The 16,385-nt window shown below is 44.2% G+C and carries 19 protein-coding genes; 15 read left to right on the forward strand and 4 right to left on the reverse strand.

Annotated elements, in window-relative coordinates; genetic code table 11:
- The first annotated feature begins 86 nt into the window (after nucleotides 1-86).
- The 5 genes from WC496_01295 (at nucleotide 87) to WC496_01315 (ending at nucleotide 3,674) form a co-directional block, all read left to right on the forward strand.
- On the forward strand, nucleotides 87-578 hold the full coding sequence (locus tag WC496_01295; GenBank protein MFA5291649.1) for a hypothetical protein: 492 nt from the start codon (nucleotides 87-89) through the stop codon (nucleotides 576-578).
- 131 nt (nucleotides 579-709) lie between these two features.
- Complete coding sequence (locus WC496_01300; GenBank protein MFA5291650.1) at nucleotides 710-1,168, forward strand: hypothetical protein; 459 nt, start codon at nucleotides 710-712, stop codon at nucleotides 1,166-1,168.
- Nucleotides 1,165-1,404, forward strand: coding sequence for a hypothetical protein (locus tag WC496_01305; GenBank protein MFA5291651.1), 240 nt, complete (start codon nucleotides 1,165-1,167; stop codon nucleotides 1,402-1,404). The genes WC496_01300 and WC496_01305 overlap by 4 nt, the downstream gene beginning before the upstream one ends.
- Nucleotides 1,401-1,751, forward strand: coding sequence for a type II toxin-antitoxin system PemK/MazF family toxin (locus WC496_01310; protein ID MFA5291652.1), 351 nt, complete (start codon nucleotides 1,401-1,403; stop codon nucleotides 1,749-1,751). The genes WC496_01305 and WC496_01310 overlap by 4 nt, the downstream gene beginning before the upstream one ends.
- Nucleotides 1,752-2,060: 309 nt before the next feature.
- Complete coding sequence (locus tag WC496_01315; protein MFA5291653.1) at nucleotides 2,061-3,674, forward strand: diguanylate cyclase; 1,614 nt, start codon at nucleotides 2,061-2,063, stop codon at nucleotides 3,672-3,674.
- Nucleotides 3,675-3,690: 16 nt separating this feature from the next.
- Here WC496_01315 and dnaA read toward each other — a convergent pair whose 3' ends face one another.
- The 3 genes from dnaA to WC496_01330 all read right to left on the reverse strand — a co-directional run bounded on the left by dnaA (nucleotide 3,691) and on the right by WC496_01330 (nucleotide 5,889).
- Complete coding sequence (dnaA, locus tag WC496_01320) at nucleotides 3,691-4,989, reverse strand: chromosomal replication initiator protein DnaA (GenBank protein MFA5291654.1); 1,299 nt, start codon at nucleotides 4,987-4,989, stop codon at nucleotides 3,691-3,693.
- Between the two features lie 214 nt (nucleotides 4,990-5,203).
- The gene (locus WC496_01325; protein MFA5291655.1) at nucleotides 5,204-5,530 is read right to left on the reverse strand and encodes a nucleotidyltransferase domain-containing protein; all 327 of its coding nucleotides are present in this window, start codon (nucleotides 5,528-5,530) and stop codon (nucleotides 5,204-5,206) included.
- Nucleotides 5,509-5,889, reverse strand: a complete 381-nt coding sequence (locus WC496_01330; protein MFA5291656.1) for a HEPN domain-containing protein — start codon at nucleotides 5,887-5,889, stop codon at nucleotides 5,509-5,511. Before WC496_01330 ends, WC496_01325 begins: the two co-directional genes overlap by 22 nt.
- 198 nt (nucleotides 5,890-6,087) lie before the next feature.
- Between WC496_01330 and ftsY the strand changes: the two genes are divergently transcribed.
- The 8 genes from ftsY (at nucleotide 6,088) to WC496_01370 (ending at nucleotide 14,164) form a co-directional block, all read left to right on the forward strand.
- Entirely contained in the window at nucleotides 6,088-7,011 is a 924-nt protein-coding gene (gene ftsY, locus WC496_01335) for a signal recognition particle-docking protein FtsY (protein ID MFA5291657.1), read from the forward strand.
- Nucleotides 7,012-7,025: 14 nt separating this feature from the next.
- Nucleotides 7,026-8,393, forward strand: a complete 1,368-nt coding sequence (locus tag WC496_01340; GenBank protein ID MFA5291658.1) for a sialate O-acetylesterase — start codon at nucleotides 7,026-7,028, stop codon at nucleotides 8,391-8,393.
- 10 nt (nucleotides 8,394-8,403) lie between these two features.
- The gene (locus WC496_01345; protein ID MFA5291659.1) at nucleotides 8,404-8,754 is read left to right on the forward strand and encodes a 4a-hydroxytetrahydrobiopterin dehydratase; all 351 of its coding nucleotides are present in this window, start codon (nucleotides 8,404-8,406) and stop codon (nucleotides 8,752-8,754) included.
- A 419-nt stretch (nucleotides 8,755-9,173) separates the two neighbouring features.
- Nucleotides 9,174-10,142, forward strand: a complete 969-nt coding sequence (gene rfaD, locus WC496_01350) for an ADP-glyceromanno-heptose 6-epimerase (protein ID MFA5291660.1) — start codon at nucleotides 9,174-9,176, stop codon at nucleotides 10,140-10,142.
- 253 nt (nucleotides 10,143-10,395) lie between these two features.
- Nucleotides 10,396-11,052, forward strand: a complete 657-nt coding sequence (locus tag WC496_01355; protein MFA5291661.1) for a PEP-CTERM sorting domain-containing protein — start codon at nucleotides 10,396-10,398, stop codon at nucleotides 11,050-11,052.
- A gap of 121 nt (nucleotides 11,053-11,173) precedes the next feature.
- Nucleotides 11,174-12,973: a YgiQ family radical SAM protein gene (locus WC496_01360; GenBank protein ID MFA5291662.1), complete on the forward strand. Its 1,800-nt coding sequence runs from the start codon at nucleotides 11,174-11,176 to the stop codon at nucleotides 12,971-12,973.
- An 89-nt stretch (nucleotides 12,974-13,062) separates the two neighbouring features.
- Nucleotides 13,063-13,362, forward strand: a complete 300-nt coding sequence (locus tag WC496_01365; protein ID MFA5291663.1) for a hypothetical protein — start codon at nucleotides 13,063-13,065, stop codon at nucleotides 13,360-13,362.
- Between the two features lie 184 nt (nucleotides 13,363-13,546).
- Nucleotides 13,547-14,164 carry a hypothetical protein gene (locus WC496_01370; protein ID MFA5291664.1) on the forward strand — a complete coding sequence of 206 codons (618 nt, stop codon included), beginning with the start codon at nucleotides 13,547-13,549 and terminating at the stop codon, nucleotides 14,162-14,164.
- Here the strand turns inward: WC496_01370 and WC496_01375 are convergent.
- Nucleotides 14,161-14,331, reverse strand: a complete 171-nt coding sequence (locus WC496_01375; GenBank protein MFA5291665.1) for a hypothetical protein — start codon at nucleotides 14,329-14,331, stop codon at nucleotides 14,161-14,163. The two genes, WC496_01370 and WC496_01375, sit on opposite strands and share 4 nt — an antisense overlap.
- Before the next feature lie 385 nt (nucleotides 14,332-14,716).
- Here WC496_01375 and rpmA point away from each other — a divergent pair, with 385 nt between their 5' ends.
- Together rpmA and obgE are read left to right on the forward strand one after the other, a co-directional pair.
- Nucleotides 14,717-14,953 (forward strand): 50S ribosomal protein L27, encoded by a 237-nt coding sequence (gene rpmA / locus WC496_01380; protein MFA5291666.1) that lies wholly within the window; start codon nucleotides 14,717-14,719, stop codon nucleotides 14,951-14,953.
- Nucleotides 14,954-15,078: 125 nt separating this feature from the next.
- Nucleotides 15,079-16,086, forward strand: a complete 1,008-nt coding sequence (obgE, locus tag WC496_01385) for a GTPase ObgE (protein MFA5291667.1) — start codon at nucleotides 15,079-15,081, stop codon at nucleotides 16,084-16,086.
- Nucleotides 16,087-16,385: the final 299 nt, after the last annotated feature.

The raw sequence follows: 16,385 nt of genomic DNA on the forward strand, positions 1-16,385 counted from the left end.
ATTTTATATTAATAGGAAACTATATGGTCGTGGTGGCCGGACAAATCTCAAATCTTAATTTTCAAATTATTTAAAGGAGAAAATCTATGAATTGGAAAGTGATTTTATCGGTGATTGTTGTCGGAGCTGTAGTATTTGCGACCGGCTGTCAGTTCGCTTACGATTTCTGGCCCGCGGAAATTTCGCCATTGGCGGTTAAATACGCCGGCCGCGAGCCGAACAGTATTAAATGGTACGAGAAAAATCTGCGTACCGCCGGCGAATTGAAAAACGAGGTGATTGATATCTATATCGGCGAACAGTTACGGCTCGACTATCTTGCAAATCTCAACAAGGAAAAGTATCAGCAGGTAATCGGCATACTCGACCTGTCGATAAAGCAGGCTCAGGCCGACAGAATGGCCCTGATAGGTACGCTCGACCAGCCCGGCTGGCTGCTGACCGGCCTGCTTACTCTTTTGCCGGTGGGTTCGTATGTCGCGGGCTGGCGAACCTTGTGGCCGAACCATTACACAGAACAGGAAGTTCAGGCCGAAATCGCAAAAATTAAGAACGATTCAGCATCTGTAAAAAGCTGATTTTAATTGAAATCTGAGAAAAATTACCTACTATTTACCGATTATTGCGACAAAATTTGCCGATAATATACTTGACTGTTTTGGTAATAGATTATATAATATGTGTTTTAGTCAACGGAGGTCAATCAGGATTGTCGGAACAAGACCAAAAAACCAAACTCGGGAAACCAACGCCTTTTGTATTGGCTGTGAATATTTGTGATTCTATAATAAGAGATGAAACAACCAAAAAAGTATCTTTGATAGGTCTTTTTAGTGTTATTCGAGCAACTAATTTTCCAGCTGTACATCCTTTGCTGCATATATATGCAGCATTGACGAATGGACATGGCAAGTATAAAACTGGTTTTCGGTTTGTACGTATAGGTAAGGATGAAGAAAAGATTTTGCCTGAACTGAATGGCGAGTTGAATTTTGCTAACCCATTGCAAGTTGTGGAAATTAATTTTAGTTTGCGGAATCTTACATTAAATCAGCCGGGTACATATGAAATACAAATTATATGTGATGGTTCAATAGTAGGACAAAGAAAATTTTATGTTATGCCAATGAAAAGAATGCTCAATACAGATGGAACAGAGGTAAAATGATGTCTCAAGTATTAAATGAAAATGAAGTTTATTATGTTTTTGATGAGCAGGAAGAGGTCTCTTATAATTTTGATGCAACACAAGTTGTCCCTTCGTTATATGTTAAATTTCCGCAACATGAACAAGATAACGAAGAAACAAATCTTGCGGTTTTAGCGTCCCAAAGTAAAGCCTTTGATTTTTTAAATGACCCTGCAGAAGATATATACAACCTAAATGATGGCAAGCCGGTATGAGGGCAAGGAGAGGGGATATAGTATTATTACCATACCCTTTTACCGATTTGAGTTCAATTAAAGTTCGACCGGCAGTGGTGGTTTCTGGTGATTCATTTAATAAAATGGGAGAATCGGTATTCGTCTTTATTACATCCAAAATCTATAATAATCCCTTTGATTTTCGCTTGGAAGAAAACAATGAAGATTTTAAAAAAACAGGTTTAAAAACTTCATCAACATTCAGAGTAGGCAAACTAATTTGTCTTGAGCAAAGTCTTATTCAAAGAAAAATCGGTTATGCGTGTGTAAATATTTTGAATAAAATAGACAACCAACTCAGAATTCTTTTCGAACTTTACAAATGACATATTTTCGTCTTTGACGAGATTTTTACATTCTCTATTATCAGTACCAACTTTATTTGTTCTGTACTTAGGCTGGCGAACCTTGTGGCCGAACCATTACACAGAACAGGAAGTTCAGGCCGAAATCGCAAAAATCAAAAGCGGTTCAACGACGTCAACAAACTGATTTTATCGGGCTTTTCAGAAGAGGACATTCCCTATAACCAATTTGCGCATTTTTTATAACCAATTTGCGCATCATCTAATTATGCACGGTAAATAGGCCGATATTACTGATATGAATTTACCTATGGAGACAGGTGTGCGACTATGAAAATGAAAAAGCAGCGAAAAGTTCTTGTCATTGACGACAGTCAGCCGAATCTTATTCTGCTCAAGGCTCATCTTACGAGTATGGGTTTGGTTGCGCTTCTTGCCGATAATGCCGCCGACGGCATTACTATTGCCGCCGAGCAGAAGCCGGATGTTATTCTGCTTGATGTGATGATGCCGGAGGTTGACGGTTTTGAAACATGCAGACGTCTCAAGGCCGACATTCGCACAGCTTCGATACCCGTTATTTTTGTTTCAGCCAAGGACCAGAGCGATGATAAAGTCAGCGGCCTGAAACTCGGCGCGGTCGATTATGTAACCAAGCCGTTCAACAAAGGCGAACTGCAGGCCCGCGTGGGAATCGTGCTCCAGATGACCGAGCTTCAGGAAAGGCTGCTTCTGCTTGCCAATACCGATGAGCTTACCGGCCTTTCGAACAGGCGCCACTTTTTCGAGATTCTCGAACGCGAAATACTGCAGGCCAAGATACGAGGCGGTTCGATTGCCGTAATGATGTTCGATGTTGACCATTTCAAAAATGTTAACGATACTTACGGCCATCTTGCAGGCGACAAAATCCTGCAGCAGGTCGGCAAAATTCTTAATGAAAACATTTACCCGATGGATTTGGCGGGAAGATACGGCGGCGAAGAATTTGTTCTGCTTATGCCGGGCATGCCGATGGAAATCGCCACGCAGCGGGCGCAGAAACTTCGCTCGGTAATCGACAAATACAATTGGGAAATTGAGAATAAGTCCATATCGGTTACATGCAGTGCGGGCATCGCAATCTTTAGCGGCATCGACAGTACCGACCCTTACGAGCTTATAAGAAGAGCCGACGATGCTCTTTACGCGGCCAAGCATCGCGGAAGAAACTGCGTTGTTTCTTATGACCAGTTGAATCCCGACGAGCGGATACAGGTTCATCATGACGAGGATTTCCGTGAGCTGCAGAGCAAAATATCTTCGCTCGCCCAGCAGATAAGGGGACAGACGCTCGGCATAATAACCGCCTTTACAAAGGCGATTACGGTTAAGGACCCTTACCTTGCAGGCCATGTTGAAAATGTCAAAAAATACGCCGTTGAAATCGCAAAACAAATGGAAGTTTCTGATGCGCTGATAGAGCAGCTTGAAACCGCGGCGATACTGCACGACCTCGGTAAGATTGTTATTCCGAATCATATTCTTCGCAAAACAGGCGCGCTTACCGATGATGAAATTAGAATCGTTCAGCGTCATCCTATTTCCAGCGCCGAGATTCTTGCCCCAATCGGCATATTCGGTCAGGAAATTGTGATTATAAGACATCATCACGAAAACTTCGACGGCACAGGTTATCCAAACGGGCTTGTGGGCAAAAATATTCCTATCGGCTCGCGGATTCTTGCCGTCGCTAATGTTTTCGATTCAATGACCTCTGCTCAGCCGTGGAATGCAAATTCCAAATCCGCAGACGATGCTCTCGGCGAGATAGTCAGCCTTAGCGGCTCTCAATTCGACCCGGAGGTCGTGGATGCTTTCAAGAAGATATACGCGGCGAATCACAATAACTGGCCGCTGTCTCAAAAGCGGAAAGTCGAAACCGCAGCCGCCGCAGCCGTCTGATTTGATAACTGTCGGCTTATTTTGTGATTCTTTTTGTAAGTTCGGCAAGCTGCGACTGGATTTTTTCGCTGGATTGCTGCAGTTCGGAGATTTTCCCGCAGGCGTGCATAACCGTCGTATGGTCTCTTCCGCCCAGATGTCCGCCGATTTCCTCGAGACTGTGGCTGGTCAGACTTCTGGCCAGATACATACATATCTGTCGGGGCATCGTGATACTTTGACTGCGTTTTTTGCTTTGCAAATCAGCCGGCCTGACATCGTAATATGTAGTTACGGCTTTTATGATGTCCGTTATGGAAATGTTTTTATCCGTTGATTCTCCCTCGCCCAGCGCGATTCTGGCGAATTCCTTTGTAATTTCCTGCTGGCCTGTGCCGAGGAGCGCGTAAAGCGTTGTAAGGGCGCCCTCGATTTCGCGTATATTCGCTTTTACTCTGCCTGCGATATATTCGGCGACATCTTCGGATATTTTCATTCCGCGAAGTCTTGCTTTTTTCTGTACTATCGCGATTCTTGTCTCGTAACTGGGCGCATCGATTCTCGCCACGAGTCCGCATTTGAATCTGCTCGTTAGTCTTTCCGGCAGCGATGGTATTTCGCCCGGCGGCGCATCTGCGCTAAGGACAATCTGGCTTCGGTTGTCGTAGAGGGCGTTGAATGTATGAAAAAATTCCTCCTGGCTCTGGTCTCGCTCCTGCAGAAACTGCACATCGTCGATTACGAGCAGGTCAACTGTTCTGTACTGACTCTTGAAATCGGCCAATGACCCCTGTTCGATAGCGTTGATGAAACGGTTGACGAACTCTTCGCAGCTTAAGAACTGAATCTTGGCGTTGGAAATACTGTTCTGCGTTTCGCGGCAGACCGCGTGCAGCAGGTGTGTTTTGCCCATTCCCACAGTTCCATAAATAAATAATGGATTATATGTTTTTCCCAGTGACTTGCTTACCGCTATACAGCTTGCGTGTGCCAGACGGTTGCACGGCCCGACGACGAAATTATCGAATGTATAATCGGGATGAAGCCGGATTTCAGCGGAGGATTTTGCCGTATTGTCTTTGATGTCTTTGCCGTCGCTGCTGAATTTTACCGTTACGAGATGGCCGGTAATCTGCTGAGCGGCAAGCGTGAAACTGCTGATGCAGGTATTCTGCAGAAAGCCCGCGCTTTGGCTGTCCGGGCAAACCACCTCGAGCATACCGCCGTTTAAATTTTTAATAGCCAGGTCATCGAACCAGCTTCTGCTGTTTACCGGGTCGAGAACTTTGACTCGTTCAATTATCGCTTCGAATATTTCTTTTGCGTCCTGTGCCAATTCTTCCTCACTGTCAGTTTATACAAAGTATCATAAAAAAAGAAGATACGTCCCTGTAAATATCATTAAGGTTTATTCAGTTAGAAAAAGCTCCATCGAATTGCAAAACTTACCGTCCTTGACAGAAAAAATTTACAGCATCAGGCCGGTTTTGTCAAAAGAAAAATGCAACTGGAGGCAGGATATAAGGATAACTGTTCTGGCATTTTTCCCGTTATGCCAAATATACGGTTTGTCCTTCTGTTCTTGCCGCCTCGATTATGGCACTTGATACATCATTTTGCCATTGCAGCCTGCCGCATGGGACTGGTTCAATTCTGCTGTCCACTCTGGCGGCAATATGCCATAATTTTTTTATCTGGTCTCTGGAGATGCTGTTGTCGAAATCAGACGATACCACAATTAAGTCTATATCGCTGTCCTTGGTAGCACAACCTGTTGCGTATGAGCCGAACACTATGCCGAAATTAACAGCCAGCCCTGTTTCGGACAATTTGTTCAGATATTTTTTTACACCATCTATAATTGCTGGCTGAACCATTCCAACACCTCTTTAGTTTTTTTAATATATTCTGTTGCTTCCTGACTTGAAATTTGCGGCAGGGAAGGAACTGGATACCTGCCCTCAAGATTGAACTCGCTCATTTCCGCAAGAAAGTCGATTTTGTCGTCCGACAAACTCAAACCTGCTGTTTCTGCCAATCTGACGAGGTTGTGAATTTTCGGAGCGATTTTTCCTGTGGATTTACAGACGTGGGCTTTTAAGATTTTTTCCAGAGAAAGATGTGCGAAAAACAACCCATGCCGGACTTTGTTGCCGGTTATCAATTGGTCGGCAGCTTGCCAGTCCTCTATGGCTCCATTCTGCCAATATTTAATTTGTTCCAAAATATCAACCATTGTTTCCGGCCTTTTCTCGGCAAATCTTACTGGTCTCTATAATAAGCTAAAATTAAACCTCTTGCAACCGGAAATGTTTTTAATCGGTCATCCCCGTTTCCACGGGGACAAGTTTTGACATTTGTATTTTGATATTTAATTTTTTCCTATCTGTGTTAAAATACCGCCTTTAACGCAGTTAAAGGATTTGGAGTTTCTATGGGAATTTTTACTAAAACGCTTGATTATCTTAAAGGCCATCTCGGCAGGACCCGCGACAGGATTAAGTCTTCGTTGCAAAGTGTTTTAACGCTCGGCAGGGATATTGACGATGAGCTTCTAGACCAGCTTCAGGAGACATTAATCAGCGATGATATCGGCGTTGAGACTACCGACAAACTGATATCCGACCTTCGGGTTGCGTATAAAAATAAAAAGATAGCGAAAACCGAAGATGTTATTCCTTTTTTAAAGGAACATATAAAAGGTTACTGGCCGGCGCAGGCCCGCCAGCTTAATATTGCCCCATTGAATCCGACAGTAATTCTCATCGCCGGCGTCAACGGCTCGGGCAAAACAACCAGTATCGCCAAGCTCGCCTATATGCTCAGCCGCAATAAGGAAAAAGTTATTGTCGCCGCCTGCGATACGTTCCGCGCCGCCGCCGTTGAGCAGCTTACAATCTGGTCGCAGCGAATCGGCGTTGAGATTATCAAGCACGCCCAGAACGCCGACCCTGCCGCGGTAGCCTATGATGCCTGCTCGGCCGCTCTTGCCAGGGGCGCTCAATATCTTATTCTCGATACGGCAGGCAGGCTGCACACGCAGAAAAATCTTATGAAGGAACTGACAAAAATTCGCGACGTCGTCGCAAAGCAGATTCCATCGTCGCCGCACGAAGTTCTGCTTGTGCTCGACGCCACAACCGGCCAGAACGCGATTATGCAGGCAAAGATGTTTACCGAAGCCATAGATGTTACAGGCATATTTCTCGCCAAGCTCGACGGTACTGCCCGCGGCGGCATAGTAATTGCTATTAAGGACCAGCTCAATATTCCCGTAAAATTTGTCGGCCTCGGCGAACAGCCCGACGACATCGCCGAGTTCGACCCTGATACTTTTGTCGAAGCTTTATTCAATTGATTAAGGGAATTTTTATGTTAATTATCAATGGTATCAATAGCGGACAGGTATTACAGCGGAACAGAAAAAATTTTTCCGAAACCCTGATAAAAGGAACGGCCAAATCTGCAGGCGTTATCAGCGTTAAGGTTGTCCAAAAAGGCAAAACGCTTAAAGGATTTAATTTCAAAAAACTGACCAGGCTGAAAAAAGGCTCTTTCCAGTTCAAACTTACCGGCATTCCCACATGCGGACCTTACCAGATAATTTTCAAATTCACTTCCGCTAAAGACTTGGACACAATTTTGGAATTTAATAATATACTCGTCGGCGATGTCTGGATTCTCGCAGGCCAGTCGAATATGGAAGGCTGCGGCTTTATCAGGTACGCCGCCAAACCTCATCCGCTTGTCCGTGCCTTTTATATGAATGACAAATGGGCCGCAGCCCAAGACCCGATTCACAACCTTTACGACTCGATTGACCCTGTACACGCGGCTCTTTGCGGCGGCGCAAATCCCATCAGGAATAAAAAGAAAGGCACAGGTCCAGGCGTGGCATTTGGAAAAGAAATGTATCGTCTAACCGGCGCCCCGCAGGGCCTTCTCTGCTGCGCTCACGGCGGAACTTCAATGTCGCAGTGGAATCCAGCTCTTAAAAAACATAAAAACAAAAGTCTTTATGGCGCGCTTTTAAGACGATTCGAAAAGAACGGCTCAAATGTTGCCGGTATTCTCTGGTATCAGGGCTGTTCCGACACGGACTCATCGGAAAAAGTCTCGCTCTACACGAAAAGAATGAAAAAATTAGTCGCCTCTTTTCGAAAAGATTTGGGTATTACAGGGTTGCCTTTTGTAATGGCCCAGATTTCGAGAGTCGCAAAGTGTTCGCAGTCCGCCATCGGCTGGAATAACATTCAAAATCAGCAGAGGCTTTTGCCGAAGGTAATAAAAAATCTTATACTCGTTTCAGCGATAGACCTTTCTATGGATGACGAAATTCACATCGGCGGCAGAGACCAGCAGCGCCTCGGCAAAAGATTTGCCGATGCCGTGTATTTCCGAAAGGGTAAAAAGCAGATTGAATTAAAATCCATTCGCAGAAAAATCAATAAATACAAAGACACTGTTGATATTGAAGTTGTATTTTCGAATGTCGCCGGCTCTCTTCAGTCCGCCGGTCATCCGTCCGGTTTTAAGGTAGTTCATTTCGACGGCAGTTTATGCGATTCGATTTACAATATAAAACTTCAGGGTTCTAAAATTACGGTTTGTACTTCACTGCCCGCCGCCAATCCTCATCTGATTTTTCTCCATTACGGTTTCGGCGCGATGCCTTACTGCAACATTACCGACAGTGCCGGCCGTTCGTTGCCGGTATTCGGACCTATTAAAGTAAAATGATGAGGCTTTTATGACGCAGGAAAATAATTGTGATTTGATAAACCGCAAATGCGTTCCATGTCAGGGTGGTATCGAACCTTTGAAAGGCGCCGACCTTGCCGCTCTTGCCGCGCAGCTTCCCGCAGGCTGGCAGATAATCAATGAGCATCAGCTCGAAAAAACATTCAAATTTAAAAATTTCAAACTTGCCCTCGATTTCGTCAATAAAGTCGGCGCACTGGCCGAGGAAATCGGCCATCATCCCGATATTAACTTCGGCTGGGGCAGGGCAAAACTTACTCTCTGGACTCACAAAATCAACGGCCTGCACACAAACGATTTCATCTTTGCCGCCAAAGCCGACAGCCTTTATCAGTATTGAAAAAGCACTTCCTGAAACCAAATATTTTGCGCGTAAATCCTTTACAATAAACGATTTAAAGAAAAAAACACACCTTTTTTTGCTTTTTAGCCAATCATTTGTTATAATGCGGTTAATAATTAATGGCATTTAAGGGTTTTCGCATGGCAAAAATCAGAAGTTTTTATTACGGCATTTGGCTTCCGTTTACTTTCAATAAGAAGCGGATTCTGATGCTTGCCATCGCCAGTTACATAGCTTTGTGTTAATTTCGCACAGTTGCGCCCGGTGATATCAATATAATTTGCGGCCGGCTTTAAGCCGGCTGTTTTTTTGCGCCTATCTTATTTGACATTATCATATTTTTTATTTATTTTCTCTGTGACCTCTGTGACCTCTGTGGCTATAATAATAAATAATAATTTCTCTGTGGCGGTTTTATGATAATTGTAACTGGCGGTTCTGGTTTTATTGGCTCAGCGTTGGTCGCGGGTCTTAACGCCAGGGGCATTACGGACATTCTGATTGTTGACATCCTCGGCAAAGATGAAAAGTGGAAGAACCTTCGCAATCTTCGCTTTACCGATTACATAGAATCCGATGATTTCCTTAACCTTATTTCCGCCGGCAGATTGAATTTACCCGTTAAGGCGATTTTTCATCTCGGCGCCTGTTCATCGACTACCGAGACTGACGCCTCGTATCTGATTAAAAATAATTTCGAATATTCGAAGACCGCCGCGGCCTTTGCCGTCGATAAAAAAGCCCGTTTCGTTTACGCCTCCAGTGCAGCCACTTATGGCGACGGCGCGAAAGGCTTCAGCGATGACGAATCGAAACTGGCCCAGCTTCAGCCGTTGAATATGTACGGCTATTCCAAGCAGATGTTTGACCTCTGGGCGCAGGATAACGGAATGCTGAATAAAATCGTCGGCCTTAAATATTTCAATGTCTTTGGCCCAAATGAATATCACAAGGCCGATATGCGGAGTTTCGTCTTAAAAGGTTTCCAGCAGATAAAGCAGACTGGCAAAGTCAAACTTTTCAAATCGTACAAGCCCGATTACGCCGACGGCGGCCAGAGACGCGATTTCCTTTACGTCAGGGACGCCGTCGATATGACGCTGTTTTTCCTTGATAACAAAAAAGCCAGCGGCATTTTCAATATCGGCACCGGCAACGCCCGCAGTTGGCTCGACCTGGCCGGCGCTCTCTTTGCCGCGATGGATTTGAATCCTGATATTGAGTTTATTGATATGCCCTCGAATGTTCGCGCCCATTATCAGTATTTCACTCAGGCCGACATCGGCAAAATCTGCGCCGCCGGCTATAAGAAGGACATTACCCCTCTCGAAGACGCCGTCAAAGATTACGTGCAGAATTATTTACAGCCTGACAAATATTTATAAAAAAATATTGTGTCGAATGTAAAACAATCCTCAATGGCCGGTTAATTTTCCTTGATGAACTCAGGAAATCACTCAAATCTTATTTTTGAAGAAACGCGACTAAGTGTCTGTTAATCATAGACTTACTGCAAAAACAAATAAAAGATTTTGATTGACATAAAATCCCCCCTGATAGTATCATAATGGTACATTGATTTCGCTTAAAGTATGATGGAGAGACAAGTACGCGAATATTTTTGAGGAAGGAGTTTTTATGAAGAAGACAATTCTTACAATCAATTTTTTTGTGTTGCTTTGTGTTTTGCTCTGCGCATCGCAAAGCATTGCCTCGTATGTAGGTTCCAGTCCTAACCTGCCTCCGCTGGACGGCCAATACGTCAGCGTGGATCAATGGCATAGTTATTATGGAATGGGGATTTACATCGCTAACGCCGTACACTATGGATTTTCAGCTTCATTCGCGCCTCCGCCTGTCGGCCAAACGGATACACATTTGTTTGATTCGCTGGTGGATTTAGAGGTATCTGTCGATGCAGGAGCAACGTTTACGCCTTTCACGGTTTCAGCGCCGGTAACCGTCAGGATTCAGGGTGTCAGCTATATAGAAAACACCGGCACATACAGCACCGAGATACTTTCAATGAATATTTCAGGTAGTCCGTTGCCAGCGGGAGTTATGCTTCGCGAAAGTCCGACACTTTCATCTTCCGGCCAGACAATCATCGAGGATTTAGGCGGAGGCCAATATCAGATTGAGAGTTTCTTCGATGTTTATACCGAACTTTCTATAGATGGCGGAGTGACCTGGCTGCCGGATTTGTATGCGCCGGTTCGTATGGAACTCATCCCTGAACCTGCGACGATTTCCCTGCTGACCATCGGCATTTTCGGTTTGATTCGCCGCAAATAATTTTTCGTCTATGGGTTTCAAAGCCTCCGAGCGATAATGGTGCCGGAGGCTTTTTTGTTTGCCTTCAAGAAGGGCATTTCCTCAATGACAAAATCCGCGTTTTTTGATATAATGATTTTCTATGTCGAAATCGCAAAACATATTTCTTCCCGCGACCGAAAAGGAAATGAAGTCTATGGGCTGGGCCGCCCCCGACGTCATTCTCGTTACCGGCGATGCCTACGTTGACCATCCCTCTTTTGGCGTCGCACTGATTGGCCGATGGCTCCAAAGCAAGGGCTTCCATGTCGCCATCCTGCCGCAGCCCGATTGGAAAAGTGCCGATGCGTTCAGAATCTTCGGCCCTCCCCGCCTTTTCTGGGGTATCACTTCCGGCTCGATTGATTCGCGCCTCAACAACTATACATCGCTCGGCCACAAACGCAGAGAAGATGTTTACTCTCCCGCAGGTGTCCTCGGCCTTCGTCCCGACAAACCTCTGCTCGTTTATGCCGCCCGCGCCAGAGAAGCATTTAAAGGAATACCTATTATCCTCGGCGGACTTGAGGCAAGCCTTAAGCGTCTCGTCCATTTCGATTATATCGAAAACCAGCTCAAGCGTTCCGTCCTCATCGACGCAAAAGCCGATATGCTTGTCCACGGTATGGGCGAACTTGCGATTCTCGAAATCGCAAAAAGACTCGACGCAGGCAAATCGATAAGAGAAATCACCGATGTCCCCGGCACAGCATATCCGGTCTTCAAAGACGTAATCCCTCCGGCAGATACCGTAGAGCTTCCCTCGTTCGAGCAGCAAAAAGAAAATCCCGCCCTCGTTATGGAAGCGCATTTAAAATATCAATTGGTTAGCCCCCAGGCCTGTCCTGGGGGGGCAGTCATTCAGGACCAGGGCGCAGGAAAAATCGTCGTTATGCCTCCCGCCGCGCCGCTCGACGAAAAAACAATGGACGAAATTTACGCCCTGCCATTTACCAAACGTTCGCACCCGATGTACGACAGCCTCGGCGGCGTCCCAGCTCTTGAGCCGGTGCAGTGTTCGATAACGACTCATCGCGGCTGCTTCGGCGGCTGTTCCTTCTGCTCGCTCTATTTCCATCAGGGCAAACACATCTCCAGCCGGTCCATAAATTCCATTCTCGATGAGGCCGAAAGACTCAGTAAAGAAAAATTCTTCCACGGCACAATCTCCGACATCGGCGGCCCAACCGCAAATATGTATGGTATGAGCTGTGGAAATGATAAATCTTGTCAGAGGGCAAGCTGCCTGTTTCCATCGCCGTGTAAATTCCTCAACGCCGATTACACGAAGCTCTTAAAATTGATGAATGAGATTCTAAAATGGGCAAACTCCGGCAAGCGGAAAATCAACGTTTACGTCGCCTCCGGCGTAAGGCACGATTTGGCCCTGCTCAGCAGCGAGTATATTAATTTATTGGCCGCTCATTTCGTTGGCGGCCATTTAAAAGTCGCCCCCGAGCATTCCTGCCCGCCTGTATTGGCTCTTATGGGCAAGTGTCCGATTGAATTGCTCGATGAATTTGAAGATAAATTCCTTGCCGCCTCTAAAAAGGCCGGCAGGCAGCAGTATCTTGTTCCTTATTTCATCAGTTCTCACCCCGGCTCGACGTCCGACGACGCTGTAAAACTTATGGAGTATCTGTTGAAAAAGAATTGGCGTTTGGAGCAGGTTCAGGATTTTACACCTGTGCCGCTGACGCTTTCGACTGCGATGTATGTTTCGGGTATTGATGCTAAGGGAAAGAAGATATTTGTGCCGAAGGGCCACAGCGAAAAGAATCTGCAACTCGCTCTTTTGCAGTTCGCCCGTCCTGAAAACCAGAGAATGCTGATAAACTTCTTTTCCTCTAAAGGAAGAAAAGATTTAATTGCGAAAATAAAACAACCCCGCCGCCGTGATTAACCCCCGGACCTGTGCCGGGGATTATGGTTTTGAAATATAGATATTCGAGGATATATCAGAAGAATTAGAAAAATAGCAAAGGAGAGATTATGCGTAAAAGAAATTGGTTGGTTGAAGATAACATAGTTGCCCTTTATATAGCATTACATCATTATAAAGATTTGAAATATGATATTGATAATATTAGGGAACTCATACCTCACAAGGGTTTTCCAATGCGAATTCAAAACTATAAAGCCATTCATACCAAGGGAGAAAAAGGACTCAATGCTGGCTTAAAATCTCCACTGTTTAATGAGCTTTATGATATTTTTAATGGGTTAGAGCGGGAAAAACTGGCTAAGCTCGTAAATTCTATTTTGAAAGTTAAATCAAAAATTACAATATAATAATAGGGAATAATAAAGAACGTTTGCCTGTTTTTTATGCCTTGCTTCGCCAAGCTTTCCCCGCTATAATTACTCCGATTCCTTGAGGAGGCAGCAACGGAAGTTCAAGTATCAAAAATTAAAATGTAAAATGACAATGTAAAGCGAAGAGATAAAAAACGCTTTTTGTGGAGAATAAAAAAATATGAGTCCAACAATGTGGCAAAGTATTTTTACTTATCTTCTTTGGTTAGGATTGTTCATTACGGCTATCGGGACAGTAGGTTCTCAATATTTTAGCAAAGAAGTGGAACATGCCAAAGAGCAAGAAACCTCTACTAAAATAGAAAATCTGTCCAAACAAAATGAGGAGCTTATTACTGGGAAGAACGCCCTGCTAGAACAAATAGGAAAATATCAACAAGACCTCCAAGAGAAAGAAGAAAAGATTAGAGACCTTGACAAGAAGGCCAAAATGGCAGGACGAGGTGTGGTGTCAATATATAGTTATAATGGTGTCAAAAGACAAACTTATGGAGGAAATATAAAAGCCGTTGCAGGAGAAGAATTTGAAATTTTCCAGCAAATGGTAGCTCTTGAACAATCTAAAAAATTTCCTGCACTGATTGAGCTTTGCACACAGCAGATAGGGAAAACACCAGATTGGCTGACACCCTATTTTTTTCTAGGAGTCGCTCAGGCAAATACAGGTTTAAAGGATGAAGCAATAAAAAATATTCGTTATGTAGTTGATAATGCCCCCGAAGATCCTGAATATAAGCAGGCTGAAGGAATTCTCAAGCAACTAGAGCAACGGCCTTAATCTTGCAGGAAATAAATAGTGGCCGCCTGCCCTGTGAAGTGTTTTTTATGCTGCTTCATAGAGTCTCTTAAAACTGTTTCATCAGGGTTTATTTTTCCAGCTATTTTTAATTCTTTTAAAAATCCGCGTAACCCGTGTAATCCGCGGTTTAATTCGTTTTCTTTCACGCTTTTGTCAACATAATCGTGAAAATTTATAAAAAAACGACAATTTTCACGGTTTCGAGCTATAATTATCCCTCAATCGCCTTTTTCGATATTGATTTTTACCTGTTGGTTTTCATGCACTTCTTGCCGCAAACCGCACTATTCTTATTAGACGGTCCCGTAAAAGTCTGTTTTTATGGCTAAAAATCGTTTTTTTGGAGTTTGCAATATCATTATCCGGCGTTAAATTTAATCACCTTTGGTTGATTTTAGCTTTCCTATTTCCCTAAACCATGTACCCTAAACCCTATTACTTTTTTTCCTTTGACATCGTTTTTAATTTCTGTTATAAAACTGTATTCTAAATTTTAGCAAAAGTATAAGTTGTTTATTTGAAGGTACTTACATGGCACATAAAAAAGGACAAGGTTCTTCATCGAATGGACGCGACAGCAATCCGAAAAATCGCGGCGTTAAATTATTTGGCGGTCAGGTTGCAAAGACTGGTGCGATTTTAGTTCGTCAGAAGGGTACTATTTTCCAGCCGGGCTTTAACGTTGGTATGGGCAGGGATTTTACGCTTTTTGCCTTAAAAGATGGCCTCGTAACGTTTAAGGGCAAAAAAGTTCACATTGAAGCGTAAATTTCCCCTTGTTTCTTGTCCGCCTTTGGTGTGATTTGAATAAGAATAAGGATGGCTTAATGCCATCCTTTTTTTGTATAGTTGTTTTTGATTTTTAAACCCTAAACCCTGTACCCTAAAATGATATGTTTATAGACCAGGCAAAAATTAAAATAAAGGCCGGTGACGGCGGCGACGGCTGTGTTGCTTTCCGCCGTGAAAAATATATCCCCAAAGGGGGTCCTAGCGGCGGGGATGGTGGGCGGGGCGGAGATGTGTATTTTGAAGCGGCCGAAGATGTGGATACGCTGCTGGACTTTTCAGGCAGGGCGATATGGCAGGCGAAAAATGGTATGCCGGGCGAAGGGTCAAATTGCCACGGCAGCGACGCCAAAGACCTTGTTATTAAAGTGCCGGTCGGAACCCAGGTTTACGACGAAGACCTCGACGGTCTTCTATTGCAGGATATGAACAAAGCCGGGATGAAAGTCAAAATATGCAGGGGCGGCAAAGGCGGCAGAGGCAATAAGACCTTCGCAACCTCAACCCGACAGTCGCCTCGATACGCACAAAAAGGACAAGTCGGCAGAGAAAGAAATCTTAAACTTATCCTGAAACTCATCGCAGATGTCGGACTTGTCGGTCTGCCAAACGCAGGCAAAAGCACAATGCTTTCACGATGCTCCTCGGCAAGACCCAAAATCGCCGACTATCCATTCACCACACTTGAGCCGGTGCTCGGAATCGTCGAACTGTCGGAGTACCGCAGATTCGTAGTGGCCGATTTGCCGGGTATTATCGAAGGCGCACATAAAGGTGCCGGACTGGGCATCGATTTTCTGCGGCATATTGAACGAACAAGAATTATCGTTCATATACTCGATATTATGCCGATGGACGAAAGCGACCCTGTCGATAATTATAAAAAAATAAAAAAAGAACTGCTGGCCTATAGCAAAGAACTCGGCAAAAAGAAGGAAATAATAGTCATTAACAAAATCGACCTCGACCCGGACGAAAAAATCCTGAAAAAAATCAAAAAGAAATTCAAAAAGAAAGTCTTTACAATATCCGCAGTAACAGGCAAAGGAATAAAAGAACTTTCTGAAGAGCTGTTTAAATTGGTTCAGAAAGAAAAAGAAGTAAAGAAGTAGGGAAGTAAGGAAAAAACGATATTAACTTCCAACATCGAACGCTGAACGCTCAACGTTGAATATGGAGTGTATTTTGTTGAGGTTTAAAAGGAAAAGAGATATAATTTTACAGACAGCGAGGAGTTGCAACATTGAGACTGAATAATAGATGACTGTTCCGGTTTATATGGGTACTATTGTTGTAGACAAGTAATAAGTATGAATATATCCGAATCTGAGTGGGAATTTTTCAAGAAATATATGTTGAGCATGCCGCTTGAGGAGATTGAACAAATCAAGCGGGAAAGTGCTACGGAAGC

It is taken from the genome of Phycisphaerae bacterium, assembly GCA_041652575.1.
Taxonomy (GTDB): Bacteria; Planctomycetota; Phycisphaerae; order Sedimentisphaerales; family UBA12454; genus UBA12454.